17 protein-coding genes are annotated in these 23,768 nt (G+C 74.5%); 4 read left to right on the top strand and 13 right to left on the bottom strand.

Annotated features, from left to right (window positions below; translation table 11 throughout):
• Window positions 1-195: 195 nt before the first annotated feature.
• The 8 genes from AB0883_RS01040 to pcaF form a co-directional block, all read right to left on the bottom strand.
• Window positions 196-909, bottom strand: coding sequence for a gamma-glutamyl-gamma-aminobutyrate hydrolase family protein (locus AB0883_RS01040; RefSeq protein ID WP_366638433.1), 714 nt, complete (start codon window positions 907-909; stop codon window positions 196-198).
• The gene (locus AB0883_RS01035) at window positions 906-1,673 is read right to left on the bottom strand and encodes a 3-oxoacyl-ACP reductase (protein ID WP_366638431.1); all 768 of its coding nucleotides are present in this window, start codon (window positions 1,671-1,673) and stop codon (window positions 906-908) included. The genes AB0883_RS01040 and AB0883_RS01035 overlap by 4 nt, the downstream gene beginning before the upstream one ends.
• Before the next feature lie 4 nt (window positions 1,674-1,677).
• Window positions 1,678-3,039 carry an aldehyde dehydrogenase family protein gene (locus AB0883_RS01030; RefSeq protein ID WP_366638429.1) on the bottom strand — a complete coding sequence of 454 codons (1,362 nt, stop codon included), beginning with the start codon at window positions 3,037-3,039 and terminating at the stop codon, window positions 1,678-1,680.
• 118 nt (window positions 3,040-3,157) lie between these two features.
• Entirely contained in the window at window positions 3,158-4,519 is a 1,362-nt protein-coding gene (locus AB0883_RS01025) for a glutamine synthetase family protein (protein ID WP_366638427.1), read from the bottom strand.
• 699 nt (window positions 4,520-5,218) lie between these two features.
• On the bottom strand, window positions 5,219-5,719 hold the full coding sequence (locus AB0883_RS01020) for a DUF456 domain-containing protein (RefSeq protein WP_366638425.1): 501 nt from the start codon (window positions 5,717-5,719) through the stop codon (window positions 5,219-5,221).
• Entirely contained in the window at window positions 5,716-7,890 is a 2,175-nt protein-coding gene (locus AB0883_RS01015; RefSeq protein ID WP_366638423.1) for an EAL domain-containing protein, read from the bottom strand. Before AB0883_RS01015 ends, AB0883_RS01020 begins: the two co-directional genes overlap by 4 nt.
• A 4-nt stretch (window positions 7,891-7,894) precedes the next feature.
• On the bottom strand, window positions 7,895-8,713 hold the full coding sequence (locus AB0883_RS01010; protein WP_366638421.1) for an SAM-dependent methyltransferase: 819 nt from the start codon (window positions 8,711-8,713) through the stop codon (window positions 7,895-7,897).
• A gap of 377 nt (window positions 8,714-9,090) precedes the next feature.
• On the bottom strand, window positions 9,091-10,293 hold the full coding sequence (pcaF, locus tag AB0883_RS01005; RefSeq protein WP_366638419.1) for a 3-oxoadipyl-CoA thiolase: 1,203 nt from the start codon (window positions 10,291-10,293) through the stop codon (window positions 9,091-9,093).
• A 106-nt stretch (window positions 10,294-10,399) separates the two neighbouring features.
• Between pcaF and AB0883_RS01000 the strand changes: the two genes are divergently transcribed.
• The 4 genes from AB0883_RS01000 (at window position 10,400) to AB0883_RS00985 (ending at window position 14,927) form a co-directional block, all read left to right on the top strand.
• A complete protein-coding gene (locus AB0883_RS01000; protein ID WP_366638417.1) occupies window positions 10,400-11,365 on the top strand; it encodes a glutathione S-transferase C-terminal domain-containing protein in 966 nt (321 codons plus the stop codon).
• Window positions 11,358-11,993: a DUF998 domain-containing protein gene (locus AB0883_RS00995; protein WP_366638415.1), complete on the top strand. Its 636-nt coding sequence runs from the start codon at window positions 11,358-11,360 to the stop codon at window positions 11,991-11,993. Before AB0883_RS01000 ends, AB0883_RS00995 begins: the two co-directional genes overlap by 8 nt.
• A gap of 260 nt (window positions 11,994-12,253) precedes the next feature.
• Entirely contained in the window at window positions 12,254-13,558 is a 1,305-nt protein-coding gene (locus AB0883_RS00990) for a dicarboxylate/amino acid:cation symporter (RefSeq protein ID WP_366640203.1), read from the top strand.
• A 301-nt stretch (window positions 13,559-13,859) separates the two neighbouring features.
• Complete coding sequence (locus tag AB0883_RS00985) at window positions 13,860-14,927, top strand: NADH:flavin oxidoreductase/NADH oxidase (RefSeq protein ID WP_366638413.1); 1,068 nt, start codon at window positions 13,860-13,862, stop codon at window positions 14,925-14,927.
• Between the two features lie 145 nt (window positions 14,928-15,072).
• Here the strand turns inward: AB0883_RS00985 and AB0883_RS00980 are convergent, their stop codons facing one another.
• From AB0883_RS00980 to dxr, 5 genes are all read right to left on the bottom strand, one after another.
• Window positions 15,073-18,687: an ABC transporter ATP-binding protein/permease gene (locus tag AB0883_RS00980; RefSeq protein ID WP_366638412.1), complete on the bottom strand. Its 3,615-nt coding sequence runs from the start codon at window positions 18,685-18,687 to the stop codon at window positions 15,073-15,075.
• A gap of 156 nt (window positions 18,688-18,843) precedes the next feature.
• Window positions 18,844-19,683, bottom strand: coding sequence for a DUF4081 domain-containing GNAT family N-acetyltransferase (locus AB0883_RS00975; protein WP_121396071.1), 840 nt, complete (start codon window positions 19,681-19,683; stop codon window positions 18,844-18,846).
• A gap of 93 nt (window positions 19,684-19,776) precedes the next feature.
• The gene (gene ispG, locus AB0883_RS00970) at window positions 19,777-20,949 is read right to left on the bottom strand and encodes a flavodoxin-dependent (E)-4-hydroxy-3-methylbut-2-enyl-diphosphate synthase (protein WP_366638410.1); all 1,173 of its coding nucleotides are present in this window, start codon (window positions 20,947-20,949) and stop codon (window positions 19,777-19,779) included.
• Between the two features lie 9 nt (window positions 20,950-20,958).
• Window positions 20,959-22,209 (bottom strand): site-2 protease family protein, encoded by a 1,251-nt coding sequence (locus AB0883_RS00965; protein WP_366638408.1) that lies wholly within the window; start codon window positions 22,207-22,209, stop codon window positions 20,959-20,961.
• Window positions 22,209-23,423 (bottom strand): 1-deoxy-D-xylulose-5-phosphate reductoisomerase, encoded by a 1,215-nt coding sequence (gene dxr, locus AB0883_RS00960; RefSeq protein WP_366638406.1) that lies wholly within the window; start codon window positions 23,421-23,423, stop codon window positions 22,209-22,211. Before dxr ends, AB0883_RS00965 begins: the two co-directional genes overlap by 1 nt.
• Window positions 23,424-23,768: the final 345 nt, after the last annotated feature.

Below are 23,768 nucleotides of genomic sequence, written 5' to 3'. Positions count from 1 at the left end.
ACACCCGGCCGCCGCTCCCCGGCAGTGGCGTCGCGAGGCGGGATCCACACGGGACGGCCGGTCACCCGAATCCGGACCAGCGCGGCATTTCAGTCCCGTGCACGGGACGACGCGGCGCCCGGTCAGGCGCCACCCGCCGGGCGACTGTGATCTGCGACACCTCCCCGCCCGCCGGAGCGGGGCAGGGGAGGGGTGTCACCGACGCGCCGGGGCGGCCCGGCCTTCCCGGGCCGCCCGGACCAGTGCGGCGACCGGTCGCGGGTCGGGCTCGTTCTCCGGGTGCCACTGCACGCCGAGCAGGAAGGGCCGGTGCGGATCCTCGACCGCCTCGACCACCCCGTCGTCGGACCAGCCCGTCGCCGTCAGCCGGCCCGGGTCGGCCACCGCCTGGTGGTGGTAGGAGTTGACCCGCCCCACCCCGGCCATCACCGTCGCGGCCAGGCTGCCCGGGGCGAACCGCACGCCGTGCCCGCCGTACACGCCGGGGGCGGGGCGGTGCAGGTCGTGCCCCACCAGGTCCGGCAGGTGCTGGTGCAGCGACCCGCCGGCCGCCACGGCGAGCAGCTGCATCCCCCGGCAGACCCCGAGCACCGGCAGGTCCGTGTCGAGGGCGGCGGTGAGCAGGGCCAACTCGCCCGCGTCGCGCTCCGGACGACTCTCGGTGCGGGGCGCCGGAGGCTGTCCGTACCGGGCCGGGTCGACGTCCGCGCCGCCGGCCAGGACCAGCCCGTCGAGCACCCCCAGCACGTCCGCGTCACGGTCGTCGGGGGGCAGCACCACCGCCCGACCCCCGGCAGCGGTGACCGCCCGGACGTACGCCTCGGGCACCAGCACCGCCGGCACGTCCCGCCACACCCCCCAGCCGACCGGCTCGACGTACGCGGTGACCCCGATCAGTGGCCGGCTCACAGCGGGGTGACGTACGCGCCGGTGATGCCGCCGTCCACGACGAACTGCGCGGCGGTCATGAAGGACGAGTCGTCGCTGGCCAGGAATGCCACCGCCGCGGCGATCTCCTCCGGCTTGCCGAACCGCCCCATCGGCACGTGCACCAGCCGGCGGGCGGCCCGCTCCGGGTCGGCGGCGAAGAGTTCCAGCAGCAACGGGGTGGCGACCGGGCCGGGGCAGAGCGCGTTGACCCGGATGCCCTCCCGGGCGAACTGCACGCCCAGCTCCCGGGTCATCGCCAGCACCCCGCCCTTGCTCGCCGTGTACGCGATCTGCGAGGTGGCCGCCCCCATCAGGGCCACGAACGACGCGGTGTTGATGATCGAACCCCGGCCCTGCCGGCGCATGTGCGGGATGACGTGCTTGCAGCAGAGGTAGACGCTCGTGGTGTTGACCCGCAGCACGCGCTCCCAGGCGTCCAGCCCGGTGGTCAGGATGGAGTCGTCCTCCGGCGGGGAGATGCCGGCGTTGTTGAACGCCACGTCGATGCGCCCGTGCCGCTCGGCCACCCCGTCGAAGAGGTCCCGTACGGCCGCCTCGTCGGCGACGTCCGTGGCGACGAACTCGCCGCCGACCTCCTCGGCGGCCCGCCCGCCCGCCTCCTGGTCGACGTCCACGCAGACCACCCGGGCCCCCTCGGCGGCGAACCGCCGCACGGTGGCCAGCCCGATCCCGCTGCCCGCTCCGGTGACCACGGCCACCCGGCCCTCAAGACGACCCCGCACCTGATCACTCCTCCGTCGCGATGAACACGTTCTTGACGTCCGTGAAGGCGTGCAGCGCGTCCGGGCCCAGCTCGCGGCCCAGCCCGGAGCGCTTCATCCCGCCGAACGGCGTCCAGTACCGCACCGAGGAGTGCGAGTTGACGCTGAGGTTGCCCGCCTCCACCGCCCGCGCCACCCGCACCGCCCGGCCCACGTCCCGCGTCCAGACCGAGCCGGACAGGCCGTACTCGGTGTCGTTGGCCAGCCGGATCGCGTCGGCCTCGTCGTCGAACGGCAGCACCGAGACGACCGGGCCGAAGATCTCCTCGCGCCAGTGCCGGTCCGCGGGCGAGTCGGCGAGCAGCACCGTCGGGGCGTACCAGAAGCCGGGGCCGTCGGGGCGGGAGCCGGTGAAGGCCACGTTCGACCCGTCGACGTACCCGGCCACCCGGTCCCGCTGGGCGGCGGAGATCAGCGGGCCCATCTCGGCGGTCTCCCGGGCCGGGTCCTCCACCCGCAGCGCGCGCACCGCCGGTTCGAGCAGCTCCAGGAACCGGTCGTACGCCGGCCGCTGCACCAGGATCCGCGACCGGGCGCAGCAGTCCTGGCCGGCGTTGTCGAAGACGGCGTACGGGGCGGTGGCCGCCGCCCGCTCCAGGTCGGCGTCGGCGAAGACGAGGTTGGCGCTCTTGCCGCCCAGCTCCAGGGTCAGCCGCTTCACCTGCGCGGCGCAGCCGGCCATGATCCGGGTGCCCACCTCCGTGGAGCCGGTGAAGCAGACCTTGCGGACGGCGGGGTGGGTGACGAAGCGCTCCCCCACCACGGACCCGGCGCCCGGCAGCACGGTGAACACGTCGTCGGGCACACCCGCCTCGCGCGCCAGCTCGGCCAGGCGCAGCGCGGTCAGCGGGGTCAGCTCGGCGGGCTTGAGCACCACGGTGTTGCCGGCGGCGAGCGCCGGCGCGAACCCCCAGGCGGCGATGGGCATCGGGAAGTTCCACGGCACGATCACCCCGACCACACCGAGCGGCTCGTGGAACGTCACGTCGAGGCCGCCCGGCACCGGGATCTGCCGCCCGGTCAGCCGCTCCGGTGCGCCCGCGTAGTAGTCGAGGACGTCGCGGACGTTGCCCGCCTCCCACCGCGCGTTGCCGATGGTGTGCCCGGAGTTGCGCACCTCCAGCCGCGCCAGCTCCTCCAGGTGTGCGTCGACCACCGCCGCGAACCGCCGCAGCACCCGCGCCCGCTCCCCCGGCGCCACCCCCCGCCAGCGCCGGAAGGCCGCGTCCGCCCGCGCTATCGCCGCATCGACCTCCCCGGTCGACGTGGCGGGCACGAACCCCACGACCTCCCCGGTAGCCGGATCCACCACCTCACTCAAGCCCACCCCTCCCCTCTCCCTGCCGCCCCGCGGCGCCCGCGGCGTCGATCATGCAGTCGTGGTGTCTCACGAAAGCCACGGATCGCCGCCGAACGCCCACCACAACTCCATGATCGACGGGGGGTCAGAGGCGTTCGAAGCCACGGATCAGTTCCCAGTCCGTCACGGCGGCGTCGAAGGCCGTCAGCTCGATCCGTGCCTGGTTGGCGTAGTGGGCCGTCACCTCGTCGCCGAACGCCTCTGCGGCCACCGTCGAGCCCTCCCAGAGGGCCAGGGCGTCGCGGAGCGTGCCGGGGACCCGTTCGGCGGCCGGATCGTCGTACGCGTTGCCCGTGCACTCCTCGCCCAGTTCCAGCTCCCGCTCGATGCCGTGCACCGCGCCCGCGACGAGTGCCGCGATCGCCAGGTACGGATTCACGTCCGCCCCCGGCACCCGGTTCTCCACCCGCATGCCCTGCCCGTGCCCGACCAGCCGCAGCGCGCAGGTGCGGTTGTCCGTGCCCCAGCGCAGCGCGGTGGGTGCGAACGACCCGGGCTGGTAGCGCTTGTACGAGTTGATGTTCGGGGCGAACAGGAGGCTGAACTCGCGCATCGTGGCCAGCAGGCCGGCCAGCACCCGCTGCCCGGTCGTCGACAGGTGTGCCGGCCCGTCGCCGAGCATCGCCGAGCGGCCGTCGGCGTCGCGCAGCGAGAAGTGGATGTGGCAGGAGTTGCCCTCCCGCGCGTTCGGCTTGGCCATGAACGTGATCGACACGCCCTCCTGGGCGGCGATCTCCTTCGCCCCGTTCTTGTAGATCACGTGGTGGTCGGCGCAGGCCACCGCCTCGTCGTAGCGGAAGGCGATCTCGTGCTGACCGAGGTTGCACTCCCCCTTCGCGCTCTCCGGGGTGAGCCCCGCGCCGGCCATCTCCCGCCGGATGCGGCGCAGCAGCGGCTCCACCCGGGCGGTGCCGAGCAGGGAGTAGTCCACGTTGTACTGGTTGGCCGGGGTCAGGTCCCGGTAACCGCGCCGCCAGGCGTCCTCGTACGAGTCGCGGAACAGCACGAACTCCAGTTCGGTGCCGGCGTACGCGGTCAGCCCGTGCGCGGCCAGCCGGTCGAGCTGCCGGCGCAGGATCTGCCGGGGCGAGGCCACCACCGGGGCCCCGTCCAGCCAGGCCAGGTCGGCCAGGAGCAGCGCGCTGCCCGGCTGCCAGGGCACCCGGCGCAGCGTGTCGAGGTCCGGCACCATGGCGAAGTCGCCGTAGCCGCGTTCCCAGCTCGACATCGCGTACCCGTCGACCGTGTTCATGTCGACGTCGACGGCCAGCAGGTAGTTGCAGCCCTCGCTGCCGTGCGCGACCACCTCGTCGAGGAAGTAGGGCGCGTGGAACCGCTTGCCCTGCAACCGGCCCTGCATGTCGACCAGGGCCAGCACCACGGTGTCGATCTCGCCCTCGGCGACGGCGACCCGCAACTGTTCCAACGTGAGCGGAGCTTTCCTCATCGGCGGGCCTCCATCACCAAGGTCTACTGGCTAACCGGTTGACCGTCAATGCCCTGCCCGGCATCCCGGCAACCGCCCCCGGGCGCCGGGTGTCGCGGACAGGCCCTGTCGAGCTGCCCCGTCCGTGAGACCGGCGCCCACCCGTGCGAGCCGGACCGGACCGAGGCGGGAACCGCACACCGGGCCGATCCGGACCGAGCAGGCACGGCGGGGAGCGCGCACGGGGCCGAGCCGAGCGCCCCACCCGACGGGGCAGCTCGACAGACGGTCGGCGGGTGCCACAGCCCCGCGACCGGCCCGCCCGGCGACCCGGCGGGCGGGCGAGCAGGCGGGCGAGCGGGCGGGCGAGCGGGCGGGCGAGCGGGCGGGCGAGCGGGCGAGCGAGCGGGCGAGCGGGCGAGCGGGCAAATTGCGTTGCCGTGCCTGCGCGTGCGCCGCATGCTTGAGCCCGTGACCAGGCCCGATCGCGACGGGCCACCGCCGGGCGCTCGGACCGCCCGGCACGCGGCGGCGCGGGGCACGTCACCTCTCTCTCACCTGTACGGCGCTGCCGTACCCGACGCACGCCCTGCGCCGCCGCTCCCACCGCACCGACCGGCACCACCGCGCCCCGCACCGCCCCGACGCCACGCCGCCCCGGCCCGCGCCGCCCCGGCCCGCGCTGCCCCGAGCGCACCGCCCCAGCCCGGCAGCGCCGTCTCAGGTGAGCAGCAGGCCGGCGACCCAGAGCGCGGCGACGAGCAGACCGGCGAGGAACTCGACCAGCATGGACAGGCCGGCCGCCGCGACCGCCTGCTTCGTCGCCGGCCAGGCCAGCCGGGAGTCGCCCAGCCGCAGCCGTTCGGCCGCCCACACCCCGCCGACGAAGCCGAGCAGCAGCCCGATCACCGGGATCACGAAGAAGCCGACCAGCCCCAGCAGGCCACCGGCGAGCAGCGACGAGGTGGGCACCCCGGTGCGTTTCAGGTTCCGCCCCGGCCAGGCGTACTTGACGACGGTGCCGCCGGCGGCGACCACGGTCGCGGCGGCGAGCACCGCCCAGCGGCCGGGCCCGGCGCCGCCGAAGATCGCCCAGACCAGCACCCCGCCCCAGCACAGCGGCAGCGCCGGCAGGCCGGGCACCACCACCCCGGCGAGCCCGGCGAGGATCGCCAACCCGGCGAGTACGGCGACCGCCGCCTCGCTGTCCGTCAGGCTCATGCCGTCGCTCCCCGCTCGTCGCCGCGCAGCCGGGCGGTGATCTCCGCCGCCGGGGCGGGCGGCCCGAAGAACCGTCCCTGCCCGGTGTCGCAGCGCAGCGCGCGCAGCCGCTCGGCCTGCACCCCGGTCTCCACCGCCTCGGCGGTGACCCACAACTCCAGCGCGTGCGCCAGCCGGACCAGCGCGTCCACGATCCGTTCGTCCCGGTGGTCGGGCACCGCCTCGGCATCCTCACCCCGGATGCCCTCGACGAACGGCCCGGCCAGCTTCAGGCAGTGGATCGGCAACCGGCGCAGGTACGCCAGATTGGAGTAGCCGGTGCCGAAGTCGTCGATCGCCATCCGTACGCCGAGGGCGGCCAGCCGGTGCAGCGACCGCAGCGGCTCCCCGGCGGTGCCCATCACCGCGCTCTCGGTCAGCTCCAGTTGCAGCAGATCCGCCGGCAGCCCGGTGGACGCCAGCGCGTCGGCGACCGTGTCCACGATCCCCGGGTCGTCGGCCTGCCGGGCGGCCAGGTTGACGCTGACCACCAGCTGGGCCCGGGGGAACTCGCGTCGCCACGCCTCGGCGTCCCGGCATGCCTGGCGCAGCACCCACTCACCGAGCCGGACGATCAGGCCGGTCTCCTCGGCGAGCCCGATGAACCGGTCCGGCCCGATCAGCCCCAGCTCCGGGTGCTGCCACCGGACCAGCGCCTCCACCGCCAGCATCGAGCCCTCCAGCAGGGACACGATCGGCTGGTAGTGCACGACGAACTCGCCCCGGTCCAGCGCCGCCGGCAGCCCGGCGGCCAGGGCGGAACGGGCGATGTCCCGGGCGCCGCGCTCCGGGTCGTACACCGCCCACCGGCCCCGACCCTCCGCCTTCGCCCAGTAGAGCGTGGTGTCCGCGGCCTTCATCAGTTCCGAGGCGCTCGTCCCGCCGACCGGGCACTCGACGATTCCGACGCTCGCCGACACCGCGAGCTGCTGCTCGCCGATGCGGACCGGGGCGGAGACCGCCGCCAGGGCCACCTCGGCGACGCGTACCGCGTCGTCGATGCCGGCGCCGTCGTCGACCAGGATGACGAACTCGTCCCCACCCATCCGGGCGACGAGGTGGCCGCGGCCCGCGACGCAGTCGGCCAGCCGCTCGGCGATCACCACGAGCAGCCGGTCGCCGAGGTCGTGGCCGAGGCTGTCGTTGATCGCCTTGAAGCCGTCCAGGTCGAGGAAGCAGACCCCGACCCGTCGGGCCGCGTCGGCGACGTCGAAGACCCGGCCCAGCGTCTCGAAGAACAGGGTCCGGTTGGGCAGGCCGGTGAGCGGGTCGTGCAGCGCCTGGAAGCGCAGCCGCTGCTGGAGTTCGTGCCGCTCGGTGATGTCCTCGATCATCGCGACGGTGAACCGTGGCCGGCCGTCGTCGTGGCGGATCAGCGAGACGGACAGGTCCGTCCAGACCACGCTGCCGTCCTTGCGGTAGTAGCGCTTCTCCACCCGGGCCCTGTCCTGCTTGCCCTCGATCAACTCCTGGTAGAGCTCCCACATCCCGGCCGCGTCGTCGGGGTGGAACAGCGCCGCCACGTTGGTCTGCCGCAGCTCCTCGATGGAGTAGCCGAGCATGTCCGCGAACGCCTGGTTGACGTCGATGATCTGGCCGTCGACGCCGGCGATGCCGATGCCCGTGGCCGCTCCCACGAAGACCGCCCGGAACCGGGCCTCGCTGTCCCGCAGGGCCTGCTCCACGTCGTCGCGGGCCTGCCAGGCCGAGCGGGCGATCCGCTCCTGCTGGGCGAAGGTACGGTCGCGCAGGGCGCGGGCGAAGCCGGCGGCGAGCCCGCCCTGCAACGCCGCGACCCGTTGCGTCGTGTCGTCCCGGTGGGCCCGGCCCGGCACCACCCGGGCGGGGAACCGGTCGCCGAGGGCCCGCACCGACCAGTCGAGCACCCGGGGCTCGGTCAGGTGCTCCTCGACCAGCGCGCGCCCCACCTCCTCGGCCGGCAGGGGCGAGAAGGGCTCGGCGAGCAGTGCCTGGGCCAGCCGGACAGTGTGCAGGTGCAGCAGACGCTCGGTCTCGGCCGCGCTGAGCGGCACGAAACCGAGCCGGCGCACCGCCCGGGCCCACTCGGCCGCGTACCGCTGGGCGCCCGACCGGCTGAGGTCGTCGCCGCCGGGCTCCGGTACGGCGGCCATCGGCTCAGGCGGTGGGCTGGTCGTACCGGGCGACGCCGCCGAAGGCGCCGAACCGCTCCGGGTGCTCGTCGACGTCGGAGGGCGAGTCGGGGCGCCACAGCGGCATGTGCACCACGCCCGGCTCCAGGAGCGTCCAGTCGCCGAAGAAGCTCGTCACCTCGGCCCGGGAGCGCAGCGTGATCTCGGTGTCCGTACGCGCGGAGAGGCGCTGCGCGTCGAGCATCTCCTGCGGCTGGTCCTCGAACGTGGAGTGCGAGATGACCAGGTGGCTGCCCGGGGCCGCGGCGGCCCGGAGGGTGGCCAGGACGTCGCCGGGGCGGTCGGCGTCTCCGACGAAGTGCACCACCCCCGCGAGCAGGATGCCCAGCGGCCGGTTGAAGTCGAGCAGCCCGAGGTCACGGGCCCCGGCCAGGATCCGCTCCGGCTCGCGCAGGTCGCCGTGGATCACCCCGGTCAGGTCGTCCCCGGCGAGCAGCTCCCGGCTGTGCGCCACCGCGACCGGGTCGATGTCGACGTAGACCACCCGGGCCTTCGGGTTGGCGGCCTGGGCGACCTCGTGCACGTTGCCCACGGTGGGGATGCCGGAGCCGATGTCGAGGAACTGGTCGATGCCGGCGTCGAGCAGCGTGCGTACGGCGCGACGCAGGAACTCCCGGCCGGCGCGCATGGTCGCCGCCAGGTTCGGGGTCATGCCGGCGATCTGCTCGGCCAACTGCCGGTCGATCTCGAAGTTGTGCGCCCCGCCGAGGAAGTAGTCGTACACCCGGGCCGCGCTCGGCCGGGTGAGGTCGATCTCGGCGGGAAGTCCGTCCGGCATCTGCACTGCTGCACCTCGTGGTCGTCGCCGCGGTGCGGGAGGGGGCCGGTGCCGGGGTGCGTGGGGCACGCGAGGCACCGGCCGACCCGCGGGTCGTGTGGTGCTCACCACTCTAGGCCGGGAACTCCCGGGTCCGGGAGGTCCCATGACCCACTTCGTCGGCCCGTCGGATGTCCGTCACGGTCCGGTCACCGCACCGGGACCGGCCTGTCACGGTCCGGCCACGCAGGGGGACCGGGCGGGCCGGCGAACGGACCTCCCGCGCGCGCCGGTCCCGCTGGTCGGGCTACACGCCTGGGCCCCGCGTCCTACCGCGTCGCGGACAAGGCCGGCTACGGCCGGAGCGGGACCGACCGGCTCCGCCGTGGAGCCGCGGTCACGGGTCAGGCGGACTCCAGCAGCAGCGAGATGCCCTGCCCCACGCCGACGCACATGGTGGCCAGCGCCCGGCGTCCGCCCCGGCGGCGCAGCTCCAGCGCGGCAGTCAGCGCCAGCCGGGCGCCGCTGGCGCCGAGCGGGTGCCCGAGCGCGATCGCCCCGCCGTTCGGGTTGACGTGCTCGGCGTCGGTCGGCAGGCCCAGCTCGCGCAGCACCGCGACGGACTGCGCGGCGAACGCCTCGTTCAGCTCGATGACGTCGACCGCGTCGAGGCCGAGGCCGAGGCGGTCGAGCAGCTTCCGGGTGGCCGGCACCGGCCCGACGCCCATCACCCGCGGGGGTACGCCGGCCGCGGCGGCGCCGGCGACCCGGGCCAGCGGGGCGAGGTCGTAGCGGGCCACGGCCGCCTCCGAGGCAACCAGCAGCGCCACCGCGCCGTCGTTGACGCCCGACGAGTTGCCGGCGGTCACCGTGCCGCCCTCGCGGAACGGGGTGGGCAGCGCGGCGAGCTTCTCCAGCGAGGTCTCCCGGGGGTGCTCGTCGACCTCGACGAGCTTGGTCTCGCGCCGCCCCGCCGGCACGGTCACCGGCACGATCTCCTCGGCGAACCGGCCGTCGGCCTGCGCCTTCGCGGCCCGCTGCTGCGACCGGTACGCGAACTCGTCCTGCTCGGCGCGGCCGACGCCGTACTCGACGGCGACGTTCTCCGCCGTCTCCGGCATGGAGTCGATGCCCCACTGCTTCTTCATCAGCGGGTTGACCAGCCGCCAGCCGATGGTGGTGTCGTAGACCTCGGCGGTGCGGGAGAACGGGGTGGTCGCCTTCGGCATCACGAACGGGGCGCGGCTCATGCTCTCCACCCCGCCGGCCACCACGAGGTCGGCCTCGCCGGCGACGACGGAGCGGGCCGCGGTGGCGAGGGCGTCCAGGCCGGAGCCGCAGAGCCGGTTGACCGTGCTGCCGGGCACCTCCTCGGGCAGCCCGCCGAGCAGCGCCGCCATCCGGGCCACGTTGCGGTTGTCCTCGCCGGCCTGGTTGGCGCAGCCCAGGATCACGTCGTCCACCCGCGCCCAGTCCACCGACGGGTGTCGGGCGACCAACTCGCGGATCACGTGCGCGGCCAGGTCGTCGGGGCGGACGCCGGCGAGGGCGCCGGCGTACCGGCCGATCGGGGTGCGGACTCCGGCCACCAGGTATGCCACGGTCATCAGCGCGATCCTTCGGGGGGTGGGAAGGGGCGGGGTCGGGCGGTTCCGGGTCGCGGGGACGCCCGGCCGCCAGGATATCCGCGCGCGCAGCGGATAGGTTGGCGGCATGGCCCGGGCCCAGTTCAGCGCAGAGACCAGTGGCGGCGGCGAGTTCGTCCGCCAGCCCAACCGGTTCACCGGTCGGGTCACCCCGGACTCCGACTCGCCGCCCGGTGGCGGGCCGGACGCGCAGGGCCGGTGGCCGCTGGAGCCGGGCCGCTACCGGCTGATCTGGTGCCGGGCCTGCCCGTGGGCGCACCGGGCCCGGATCGTGCGCGGCCTGCTCGGCCTGGAGGATGCGATCTCCCTCGGCACGGTCGACCCGATCCGCGACGAACGCGGCTGGCGGTTCGCCCTGGATCCCGACGGCTTCGACCCGGTGCTCGGCATCGGCTTCCTCTCCGAGGCGTACCTGGCCACCGATCCCGACTACACCGGGCGGGTCACCGTGCCGGCGCTGGTCGACACGCGCACCGGCCGGGTGGTCACGAACGACTATCCACAGCTCACGCTCGACTTCTCGACGCAGTGGCGGGCGCTGCACCGGCCCGGGGCGCCGGACCTCTACCCGGAGGCGCTGCGGCCGGAGCTGGACGCCCTGATGGCGGAGATCCACCGGGACGTCAACAACGGGGTCTACCGGTGCGGCTTCGCCACCTCGCAGGCCGCGTACGACGAGGCGTACACGGCGCTGTTCGCGCGGCTCGACGCGCTGTCGGAGCGGCTGGCGGGTCGGCGCTACCTGATGGGCGACGCGATCACCGAGGCCGACGTGCGGCTGTTCACCACCCTGGTCCGCTTCGACGTGGCGTACCACGGTCACTTCAAGTGCAACCGGCAGAAGCTCACCGAGCTGCCGGTGCTGTGGGCGTACGCGCGGGACCTGTTCCAGACCCCGGGCTTCGGCGAGACGGTCGACTTCGACCACATCAAGCGGCACTACTACGGCACCCACGCGGCGATCAACCCGACGGGGATCGTCCCGCTGGGCCCCGACACCTCCGGCTGGACCACGCCGCACGGGCGTGGCTGAGCCGCGCCGGGCCGGCCCGCGTACCGCACCGCACCGGGCCGCCGCCGCGTCGGCCTCCGCCGCCTGCGTCGTCGGGGGCGCGCTCGCGGTGACCGTCGCCGTGGTCGCCGGTCCCGGGCCCGGCCTGACGGGGTACGTCAGCGAGGCGGGCGTCACCGACAGCGCGTACGCCCCGGCGTACCGGATCGGGGTCTTCGCCCTGGCGGTCGGGTTGCTGCTGCTCGCGACGGCGCTGCCCCCGGTGCTGCGGGCCGCGGCCGGGCTGCTCGCGGCAGGGAGCGTCTTCGCGCTGGTCTCCGGGGCGGTGACGTGCAGCGCCGGCTGCCCGCTGCCGCCGTTCGAGCGGGCGACCGGGGCGGACCTGGTGCACGGCGCGGCGAGCATCCTCGCGGTGGCGGCGGTGGTCCTCGCGATGCTGGCGGTCACGCTCACCCGGGCGGCGCCGTCGGCGCTGCGCCGGCTGGCCGCGGCGGCCGTGGCGGTGTCCCTGCCGCTGGCGGGCGCGACGGCCGTGGCCCTGGTCTTCGTGGGGCGCGGCGGCCTGATCGCGGTCCTGGAGCGGCTGCTGCTGCTGGTGGCCGTACTGTGGGGTACGGCCTCCGCGACCGCCGTCGCCCTCCGCCGGTGAGCGGGGGCACGTGTGCCGCCCTGGATGGGCAAACGGTCCCTTCGTGCACCTGCTGTAAGGAGCGTCACCGCGGGGACTCCTTCCGCAGCATCGACGGCCGGCGTTATCCTCGGCGGCGATGACCAACGTCTGGCACCTGACCGTGCGCCTGTATGTCGACCTCCGACTGCAGGCCAGCGGCGTCTGTCCGGCGCAGCCGCTCTCCTGACGCTGCCCGTACCGACCTCCAGACCCTGGGACACACCCTGATGGCTTCCGCCCTGCGCAAGATTCCCTTCTCCGTGCAGATCTTGCTCGGCCTCGTCCTCGGCGTGGCGCTCGGCTTCCTCGCCCGCGCCAACGACCTCAGCTGGCTCACCAGCACCCTCGACACCGTCGGCGGCCTCTTCGTCCAGCTGCTCAAGCTGGCCGTCCCGCCGCTGGTCTTCACCGCCATCGTGGTCAGCGTGGTCAGCCTGCGCGGGGTGGCCAACGCCGCCCGGCTGGCCCTGAAGACCCTGCTCTGGTTCGGCGTCACCGCGCTGATCGCGGTGGGCGTCGGCATCGGGCTCGGTGTGCTGACCGACCCGGGCCGCGGCGTCAACCTCGACACCGCCGGCGCCACCGCGCCCACGAGGACCGGCTCGTGGACCGACTTCCTCACCGGCATCGTGCCGACCAACCCGGTCGGCGCCTTCGTCGACGGCAACGTGCTCCAGATCGTCTTCCTGGCCCTCGTCGTCGGCGCGGCGGCGCTGCTGGTCGGCGAGCCCGCGGAGCCGTTCGTGGCGATCAACCGCGCGCTGCTGGAGATCGTCCAGAAGGCGCTGTGGTGGGTCATCCGGCTCGCCCCGATCGGCACCCTCGGCCTGATCGGCAACGCCGTCGCCTCGTACGGCTGGGACCTGGTGGCCCCGCTCGCCAAGTTCACCACCGCCGTCTACGTCGGCTGCGCGATCGTGCTGTTCGTGGTCTACCCGCTGCTGCTGGTGGGCGCCGGCCGGCTCAACCCGCTGCGCTTCTTCGCCGGCGCCTGGCCCGCCATCGAGCTGGCCTTCGTCTCCCGCTCCTCGGTGGGCACGATGCCGGTGACCCAGCGCTCGGTCGAGCGCCTCGGCGTCCCCCGCGAGTACGCCTCCTTCGCGGTGCCGTTCGGCGCCACCACGAAGATGGACGGCTGCGCGGCGGTCTACCCGGCGCTGGCCGCGATCTTCGTCGCCCAGGTCTTCGGGATGGACCTCGGGATCACCGACTACCTGCTGATCGCCTTCGTCTCGGTGGTCGGTTCGGCGGCCACCGCCGGCCTGACCGGCGCGATCGTGATGCTCACCCTGACGCTGAGCACGCTGGGCCTGCCGCTGGCCGGCGCCGGTCTGCTGCTGGCGATCGACCCGATCCTGGACATGATCCGCACCGCCACCAACGTCGCCGGCCAGGCGCTGGTGCCGACCATCGTCGCCGCCCGCGAGGGCACCCTGGACCGGGCCGCGTACGACTCGGCGGGCCGGCGCTCGCCGCTCGCCCCGGCGGACGCCGACGCCGACGGCCCGCGTCGCCCGGAGGAGCTGAGCCCCGTACCGGCCTGAGCCGCCCGGAACGCTCGCGGGCGCCCGGGGCGGGCCTGGACCGCTCCGGGCGCCCGCGACGAGCCCTGCCCGGCCCGGGCGCCCGAGGCGAGCCTGGCCCCACCCGAAGCGCTCACGGCGGGCCGGGCCGGCGCTGCGGCGGGCCTGCCGTGCCGCGACGCTGCGGCGGGCCTGCGCCGCCCGCCCGCAGCCGAGCCGCCGCCTCGCGGCCGAGCCGCCCGTCGCGCCCGTGTCCGGCGCGACCCCGACGAGTCGGGAGGGCCCCGCCCCGGGGTCCTCCCGCGTCCGAGAGGATGACCGCATGAGTGTCCTGTTCACCCCGCTCACCCTGCGCAGCGTGACCCTGCCCAACCGGATCGCCCTGGCGCCGATGTGCCAGTACACCGCCGGCCCGGACGGCCTGCCCACCGACTGGCACCTGGTGCACCTGGGCGCCCGGGCGGTCGGCGGCTCGGGCCTGGTGATGACCGAGGCCACCGCCGTACTGCCCGAGGGGCGGATCAGCCCGCAGGACACCGGGCTCTGGTCCGGGGCGCACGTCGACGCCTGGCGGCCGGTGACCGCGTTCGTCGCCGCGCACGGCGCGGTGCCGGTCGTGCAGCTCGCGCACGCCGGGTTCAAGGCGTCAACGTACCGGCCGTGGGCGCCGCGGCGGGGCGGGGTGCCCGACGCCGAGGGCGGCTGGACGCCGGTCGGCCCGGGGTCCGCGCCGTTCGTGCCCGACTACCGGGTGCCGACCGCGCTGGACGAGGCGGGCATCGCCGGTGTCGTCGAGGCGTTCGCGGCGGCGGCCGGCCGGGCGGTCGACGCCGGGTTCGCGGCCGTGGAGATCCACGCCGCGCACGGCTACCTGCTGCACGAGTTCCTCTCGCCGCTGACCAACCACCGCGACGACGGCTGGGGCGGCGACCGCTCCGGCCGGATGCGGCTCACCCTGGAGGTGGCGCGGGCGGTGCGCGCGGCGGTCGGCGAGGACGTGCCCGTGCTGACCCGCATCTCGGCCACCGACTGGGAGCCGGCGGGCTGGACGGCCGAGGACAGCGTGGTGCTCGCCGGCGAGCTGGCCGCCGCCGGGGTGGACCTGGTCGACTGCTCCTCGGGCGGCGCGTCGGCCAGCGCGACCATCCCGGTCGGCCCGGGCTACCAGGTGCCGCTGGCCGCCCGGGTGCGCCGGGAGTCGGGGGTGGCCACCGGCGCCGTCGGCCTGATCGTCGAGCCGGAGCAGGCCGAGGAGATCGTCGCGTCCGGCGACGCCGACCTGGTCCTGCTCGGGCGGGAACTCCTGCGGGACCCGTACTGGCCGCACCGGGCCGCCGCCAAGCTCGGCGCCACCCCCACCTGGCCCGACCAGTACGCCCGCGCCACCTGACCCCCACCACTTCGCCAGGTCGATCATGAGGTTGGCGGCGATGTCGATCTCTATCCGTGCCGCCAACCTCATGATCGACGTGGCCGGGGCGGGGTGGGGCGGGGGCGGGCGGGGCCGGGCGGGGTGGGGGTGGGTGGGTGGTGGGTCAGCCGGCCAGGTGGGACCAGTGGGGTTCCAGGTCGCGCCAGGGGCCCTGGGCGGCGACCGTGCCCGAGCGGAGGACCACGACGTGGTCGGCCCGGACCAGGGCGGCGCGCTTCGAGGTCGAGCCCACCACGGTCACGCCGTGCTCGCGTAGCGCCTGCCACAACGCCAGCTCGGTGGTGACGTCCAGCGCCGAGGACACGTCGTCGGCCACCAGCAGCTCGGTACGCGGGGCGAGCGCCCGGGCCAGCGCGAGGCGCTGCAACTGCCCGCCCGAGAGCCGGGTGCCCTTGTGCCCGATCAGCAGCCCGAGCCCACCCCCGGCCGCGGCCAGGTCGTGGTCGAGCTGGGCGGTCGACACCGCCGCCGCGGCGTCCACCCGGTGGCCGAGGGTGATGTTGTCCGCGACCGTGCCGGAGAGCACCCGGGGCAGCTGGCCGACGTAGCCCACCTGGTGGGGTCGCAGGAACAGTTCCGGCTCGGTGACCCGGTCGCCGTTCCAGGTCAGCCGGCCGGTGTGCGGCGCGATGCCGGCCAGCGCCCGCAGCAGCGACGACTTGCCCGAGCCGACCGGGCCGACGACCAGCACCAACTGGCCGCGTTCCACCGTCAGGTCGACGTCGCGTACGGCCACCGTCCCGTCGGTGTGCCGGACGCCGAAGCCGGTCAGCTCCAGCCGACGCAGCGGGTGCCGGGGCGGCACGACGGGCGCCGGGGCGGTCCCCGCGCCCAGGTCCACCTCCGGCACCGCCGCCGAGTACGCCTCCACGCCGGTCATCGCCACCGTCCGCCGGGTCCACACCCGCGCCGACGGGATCTGCGAGATCAGCGACGCCGTCGTCCAGGCGAACCAGCGGGCGGCGGCCAGGGTGGCAACCGCCACCAGCGTGGCGCCGGCCGACAGCTGCCCGGCCAGGAACAGCGCCCACGCGCCGATCGGCAACAGGCCGCTGACCAGCGACGGGGTCGACCGGGACCAGACCTGCACCGAGATCTCCCGGCGTTGCCGGTCGCTGCGGACCACGTCGAGGTCGGCCAGGTGGGCCAGCACCGGGCGGGTGGCTCCGGCGAGTTTGACCGTACGGGCGGCCGACAGCGAGGAGACCAGCGCGGTGGCGAACGCGGCCCGGGCCGCGACGGTGGCCCGGGCGGAACGTTCCAGCTTGGGGCCGAACAGCGTCGCGGCCAGCCCGGAGACCAGCATCGTGCCCGCGAAGAAGAGCCCCGGCACCACGCTCCCGGTGACGGCGGTCATGGTGACCAGGAGCAGGAGCGAGATCCCCTGGTCCATCAGGTTGTCGGCGAGCTGCACCACCCGCTCGGTGTCACCGCCCTGCGCCACCACCTCGGCCGGGGTGTGCCCGCTGACCCGGCGGGGCCCGGTCTGGCCGTGCACCAGGCGCAGGCTGATCCGCAGCATCTGCCGGACCCACCACTGCGGGAACCGCAGGCCGGTGAGGTACGGCACCGGCAGGGTGACCAGCAGGCCGAGGACGATCCCCAGCGCCGGCTTCCACGGGTCGCCGGTGCCGTCGACCAGGTCGGCCCAGAGCCAGGGCAGCACCGGCCCTTCCAGCCCGATGAGCACGAGCAGCAGGAACAGCGAGAGCGAGGCGAGTCCGTACCGCGCGTCGTTGACGCACAGCCGCAGGATCTCCCGCAGCCCCCGTAGCCCACGCAGGGCCGGCTCGCCGGCCTCCTCGGACGTGCCCGTACCAGCGCCGGCCGAACCGATCGGCGGTGCGGCCGACGGCTCCGTCGGCGTCGCGGCGGACGACCCGTCCGGGGACGCGCCGGCCAGGAGCCCGACCGGCGGGACGAGCGGCGGCACGGCCGGGGGCGCGGCCGGCGGACGGACCTCGTCCGGGTCGGCGGGCGGCCACGGGTCCGACGGGCCGGTCAGCAGGTCCACCCCGCCGGAGCGACCCGGCGCCGCGTGGGCGTACGCGGTGGCGTGGCTGGTGGCGAGCAGCTCGGCGAAGCGTTCCGAGGAGTGCAGCGGCCCGGCCTCGACGACCGCGCCGTCGGCCATCACCACCACCTCGTCGCAGCGGCGCACGGAGGAGAGGCGGTGCGCGATGACGATGCCGATCCGGTCGCGCAGCAACCGCTCGGTGGCCTGCTGCACCCGCGCCTCGGTCACCGGGTCGAGGCGGGCGGTGGCCTCGTCGAGGATCACCACGTGCGGGTCGCGCACCAGGATCCGGGCGAAGGCGACCAGCTGCTCCTGGCCCGCCGAGAGCACGTGCCCGCCGTCGCCCAGCCGGGTGTCCAGGCCGGCGGGCAGCTCGGCGATCCAGCCGTCCAGCCCCAGCTCGCGCAGTGCCCGGGCGGCGGCGTCGAGCAGGTTCGGATCGAACAGCGCGACGTTCTCGGCGAGGGTGCCGGCGAGGATCTCGGTGCGCTGGGGCACCACGGCGATCCACCGGCGCAGCGCCTCGACGTCGAGGCCGCACACGTCGTCGCCAGCCAGGAAGACCGTCCCGGGCGGCACGTCGACGGCCCGGGTGAGCACCTTGGCCAGTGTCGACTTGCCGGAGCCGGTCCGGCCGACCAGGGCGTACGAGCGGCCCCGCGTGAAGGTCAGGTCGACGTCGCGCAGCGCGGGCCCGCGCCCGTCGTCGGCCCCCGCGTAGCGGAAGGTGAGGCCCCGCACCACCAGGTCCCCCTCGGCCGGGGCGGCCCCGCCCTCGGGTTCCTGGGGGGAGTTCGCCAGCAGCTGCACCCGTCCCCACGCGCCGAGGGCGTACTGGAGTTCGGGCACCATCCGGCTGACGTGCTCGACGGTCATGCCGAATCCGACGACGAGCAGCCAGATCGCGGTGAGGCGGGCGCCGTCGATGCGGCCGGTGACCAGCGCCCACGCGCCGCCGAGCACCACGGCCGCGATCCCGGCCCGGATGACGCCCGCGGCCACGGTGGTGACCTGGGCCGACATCCGCCACACCCGCACGCCCCGGGCGAGCACCTCGGCGGCCCGGCGGGCGTAGAGGCGCAGCACGTACGGCCGGGCCAGGCTGGTGCGCACGTCGTCCTGGCCGTGGATGGCCTCCTCCATCACCGCGGCGAGGTCCGACCAGGCCTCCTCCTCGGCCATCCGGGCCGGACCGATCCGCGCCGTGGGCTTGCGCAGGCCGGCCGCCAGCAGCACGGTCAGCACCAGCATCCCGACGCCGGCCGGCCACCAGACCGCGAGGGCGACGGCGGTCGACAGCACGCCCGCGGCGAGGCCCTGCGCGATCCGTACGCCCTGGTTGCGCACCGCTGCGGCGACCTGGTAGACGTCGCCGTCGATGCGGTCGAGCAGCTCGCCGACCGGGGTGGTCTCCAGGGTGGGCAGGTCCTGCCCGAGCGCGACCCGACACAGCCGGCGCCGCACGTCGGCGGACCAGTCGGCGGTCAGCCCGGCCATCAGCAGGCTCACCGCGAGGTCGGTCAGGACTGCGGCGACCAACGCCACCGCGAGCAGCGCGAAGAACCCGGCGGCGCGGTGCACCAGCACGGGGCCGGCCAGCGCGGCGGCGGCGGCCTGACCGCCGGCACCGAGCACGATCAGGCAGATCACGATCGTCATTCGGCGGGGCGAGGTGGCCCACATGTCCCGGAGCAGACGCATGACGGAGTCCCTTCGGGCAGAACGGGGCGGAGCATCCAGCCTGGTCGGTGGAGCCGGCCGGCTCAACGCATTTACCCGCCGTTCACCTGGCCGGAGGCCGGTGTCGTGGGCCGCGCCGGCCGAGGGTCGTCCCGCGCGGACGCCGCGAGGGGTGGCTCAGAAGAGCACGGTGGCGAGCGTGCCGACCGGGCGGAACCCGCAGCGCTCGTAGACCCGGCGGGCCGGCAGGTTGAAGTCGTTGACGTAGAGGCTGACGGTCGGGGCGACCCGCAGCAGCGCGTCACGCACCACCGCCGCCATCGCCGCCGACGCGATGCCCCGGCCCCGCCAGTCGGGGGCCACCCAGACGCCCTGCACCTGGGCGGTCCGGCGGGTCACCACCGCCAGCTCGGCCTTGAACACCACCTGGCCGTCCACGAACCGGGCGTACGCCCGCCCGGTCCGGACCAGGTCGGTGACCCGCCGCCGGTAGCCGCGCCCGCCGTCGTCGGCGAGCGGCGAGACGCCCACCTCCTCGGTGTACATCGCCACCGCCGCCGGGAAGAGCCGGTCGACCTCGCTGGCGCGCACCCGCCGCACCTCCGGGTCCGCCCGCAGCGCCGGCAGCGCGTCGGTCGCCAGCAACGGCTGGTTCGGGCGTACGTCCCGGGCCGGCCCCCAGACGGCGGAGAGGCGGTCCCAGAGCCCGAGCACCGCGTCGGCCCGGCCCACGATCGACGAGCAGAGCCGCTCCTCGCCGGCGAGCAGGTCGGCGTAGGCGGCGACGGCCGGTTCGGTGGCGAGCACGGGGGTGAGGTTGCCGCCGAGCCAGCAGATCGACTCCAGGTTGCGGCGGCTGCCGTAGCCCAGCACCCGCCCCTCGGCACGCCACCAGGCCAGGCCGCGCGCCGTGATCCGCTCGGCGACCTGCGCGCCCGCGAACGGGTCGAGGTCGAGCAGCCGCTCGACCGCGCGGCGCTCCGACTCCCCCAGTTGCCGTACCGGCACCGTCAGCACGGATACCAGCCTGCCAGATCCGCCCCGTGCCGCGCGGGCCGAGTGACGAGTGGGACCACGACACCGTGACCGCCCGGCCGGCGGCGCGACGGGTCAGTGCACGGTGACGGTGGCACCGGGAAGCAGGCTGCGCAGCTCCTCGGGCAGCTCGGCGCCCATCTCGTCGGCGATGCGCAGCGCCTCCTCGATCAGGGTCTCCACGATCTGCGCCTCGGGCACGGTCTTGACGACCTTGCCCTTGACGAAGATCTGGCCCTTGCCGTTGCCGGAGGCGACCCCGAGGTCGGCCTCGCGGGCCTCGCCCGGACCGTTCACGACGCAGCCCATCACCGCGACCCGCAGCGGCACCGGCAGCCCCTCCAGGCCGGCGGTCACCTCCTCGGCCAGCTTGTAGACGTCGACCTGGGCGCGACCGCAGGACGGGCAGGAGACGATCTCCAGGCCCCGCTCGCGCAGCCCGAGCGACTCCAGGATCTGGTTGCCGACCTTGATCTCCTCCACCGGCGGCGCCGACAGCGAGACCCGGATCGTGTCGCCGATCCCCTCGGCCAGCAGCGCGCCGAAGGCGACCGCCGACTTGATGGTGCCCTGGAACGCCGGGCCGGCCTCGGTGACGCCCAGGTGCAGCGGGTAGTCGCACTTCTCGGCGAGCTGGCGGTACGCCCGGATCATCACCACCGGGTCGTTGTGCTTGACCGAGATCTTGATGTCGCGGAAGCCGTGCTCCTCGAACAGCGAGCACTCCCACAGCGCCGACTCGACCAGCGCCTCGGCGGTGGCCTTGCCGTACTTGGCGAGCAGCCGCTTGTCCAGCGAGCCGGCGTTGACGCCGATCCGGATCGGCACGCCCGCGTCGCCGGCCGCCTTGGCGATCTCCTTGACCTTGTCGTCGAACTGGCGGATGTTGCCCGGGTTGACCCGGACCGCCGCGCAGCCGGCGTCGATCGCGGCGAAGACGTACTTCGGCTGGAAGTGGATGTCGGCGATCACCGGGATCTGCGACTTCCTCGCGATCGCCGGCAGCGCCTCCACGTCGTCCTGGCTGGGCACGGCCACCCGGACGATCTGGCAGCCGGACGCGGTCAGCTCGGCGATCTGCTGGAGCGTGGCGTTGACGTCGGAGGTGAGGGTGGTGGTCATCGACTGCACCGACACCGGCGCGCCGCCGCCGACCGGCACCGGACCGACCATGATCTGGCGGCTGACCCGACGCGGGGCGAGCGGCGGGGGCGGCACGGAGGGGATACCGAGACTGACAGCGGTCACTTCAGGCACTCACCTTGAGAAGAGCGTGATCGGGTTGACGACGTCCGCGGTGATGGTCAGCAGCGTGAACACGCCACCGATCAGGATCACCGCGTACGTGACGGGCATGAGCTTGAGGTAGTCGACGCGCCCGGGGTCGGCGCGGCCGATGCGGGCGTAGAGCCAGGAGCGGGCCCGCTCGAACCAGGCGATGGCGATGTGCCCGCCGTCGAGCGGCAGCAGCGGCAGCAGGTTGAACACGCCGATGAAGAAGTTCAGCGAGACGAAGAGCATGAAGAACAGCAGCCAGGCGTTGTTCTCCACCGCCTCGCCGCCGAGCCGGCTGGCGCCGACCACGCTGATCGGGGTGTCGATGTCCCGCTCGCCGCCGGTGATCGCCGTCCACAGCGCCGGGACCTTCTGCGGGATGCGCTTCATCGCCTCGAAGGTGTTGACGGCCATGTCGCCGGTGAAGTCGGCGGTCGCGCCGAACGCGCCGACCGGCCCGTACGTCACCCGGGTCGGGGTGCTGGGCACCAGGCCGACGCCGAGCGCGGCGACTGCGGTGACCTGGCCCTTCGGGTCGTCGAGCGGGGGCCGCTGGGTCTGCGCGAGCACGGTGCTGGCGGTGGCCGGCTGGCCGTCGCGGACGTACGCGATCTGCGCCGTGTCACCCGGCTTGAGGCTGCGCAGGGTGGTGAGCAGCTGCCCGTAGTCGTTGATCGGCGTGCCGTTGATGGCGGTGATCCGGTCGCCGTCGCGCAGCTGCGCCTGGGCGGCGGGGCTGGCCGGGTCGGCGGCGGTGCACTCGCGCAGCGTGTTCTCCGGGACCACGCACTTCGACAGCGCGATGACCGCCGGCTCCTTGCGGATCTCGGCCTCGGTGCTCGGGAACTCCGGGTTGGGCAGGCCGGCGGAGACCGCGATGATCCAGAGGGCGATCAGGGCGAGGGCGAAGTGGGTGATCGAGCCGGCGGACATCACGATCGTCCGCTTCCACACCGGGAACCGCCACATCGCGCGCGGCTCGTCGGCCGGGTCGACGTCGTCGTCCTGGGGGGTCATCCCGACGATCTTGCAGAAGCCGCCGAGCGGGATGCCCTTGATGCCGTACTCCGTCTCGCCCCGCTTGAAGGACCAGAGCGTGGGGCCGAAGCCCACGAAGTAGCGGGTGACCTTCATGCCGAAGGCCTTGGCGGTGAGCATGTGCCCCGCCTCGTGCAGACTCACCGAGACGAGGATCGCGAGGGCGAAGAGCACCACCCCGAGCAGGTACGCCATCAAGCTCCTTCCACCGAACCCGCGATGATGATCTCCTGCGCGTGCGCGCGCGCCCACGACTCCGCCGCGAGCACGTCCTCGACGGTACCCGGTTCGTCGAAATCCGGAGCGTCCTCCACCACCCGCCGGAGGGTGTCGACGATGCCGAGGAAGGGCAGCCGCCCGGCCACGAAGGCGGCCACGCACTCCTCGTTCGCCGCGTTGTAGATCGCCGGCCGGCAGCGGCCGGCCTCGCCGGCGGCCTTCGCCAGCGCGACCGCCGGGAACGCCTCGTCGTCCAGCGGCGCGAACTCCCAGGTGTGGGCCTTCGTCCAGTCGACCGCGGCGGCGGCGTCGGCGACCCGGTCGGGCCAGCCGAGGCCGAGCGCGATCGGCAGCCGCATGTCCGGCGGGCTGGCCTGGGCGAGGGTGGACCCGTCGGTGAACTCGACCATCGAGTGGATCACCGACTGCGGGTGCACCATCACGGCGATGTCGGCGTACGGCACGTCGAAGAGCTCGTGCGCCTCGATCACCTCCAGCGCCTTGTTGACCATCGTGGCGGAGTTGATCGTGACGACCGGCCCCATGTTCCAGGTCGGGTGCGCCAGCGCCTGCTCGGGCGTGACCTGCGTCAACTCGTCGCGCCGCTTGCCCCGGAACGGCCCGCCGCTGGCGGTGACGACCAGCCGCCGCACCTCGCCCCGGGTGCCGCCGCGCAGGCACTGGGCCAGCGCCGAGTGCTCCGAGTCGACGGGGACGATCTGCTCCGGCCGCGTCACGGCGGCCTTCACCAGCGAGCCGCCGGCGACGAGGGACTCCTTGTTGGCCAGCGCGAGCGTACGCCCGGCGCGCAGCGCGGCCAGCGTCGGCGCGAGCCCGAGCGAGCCGACCACGCCGTTGAGCACGACGTCGCAGGGCCACTGCGCCAGCTCGGTCATCGCGTCCGGGCCGGCCACGATCTTGGGAAGCTTGAAGTCCCCGCTGCTCCATCCGCGCCGGCTCGCCTCGGCGTAGAACGCGAGCTGGAGGTCCTGCGCGGCGGACGCCTTCGCCACGCCGACCGCGTCGACGCGCAGTTCGAGGGCCTGGGCGGCGAGCAGCTCGACGTTGCCGCCACCGGCGCCGAGCGCGACCACCCGGAACCGGTCCGGGTTACGCCGCACGATGTCGATGGCCTGTGTGCCGACCGAACCGGTGGAGCCGAGCAGGACGAGTTCCCGGAGCGAAGTCACCGGGCCATTCTTCCCCACCACCGCTGTGCCCCCGCTGGGAGCCTCAGCCTTCCGCGTCGGCCTGCTCTTCCGATGCCTCCGCGCTCTGCTCCGGCGTCTCCTCGTCGAGGAGGTGCCGGGTTGCGCGTCGCCGTCGCGGTAGGCGGTGACGACGCGCTTCTGGACCACGGCACATCGCCTTCTGCCCGGAGGATGCGCCGCGAAACACACGCCACTCTCTCCCCCTCCCCCCGCCGGCCGAGTTCAACACCACGTCGGAGGCCTGGTGATCAGGACGCCATGGTCGTTACCGAGGCGCTTTGAGGTACACGGCGTCCTGATCACCACTGACCGGTCCGGTGTTCG

Source organism: Micromonospora sp. NPDC047812 (assembly GCF_040704175.1).
GTDB lineage: Bacteria > Actinomycetota > Actinomycetes > Mycobacteriales > Micromonosporaceae > Micromonospora.
This window is presented reverse-complemented; position numbering and strand designations above follow the sequence as displayed.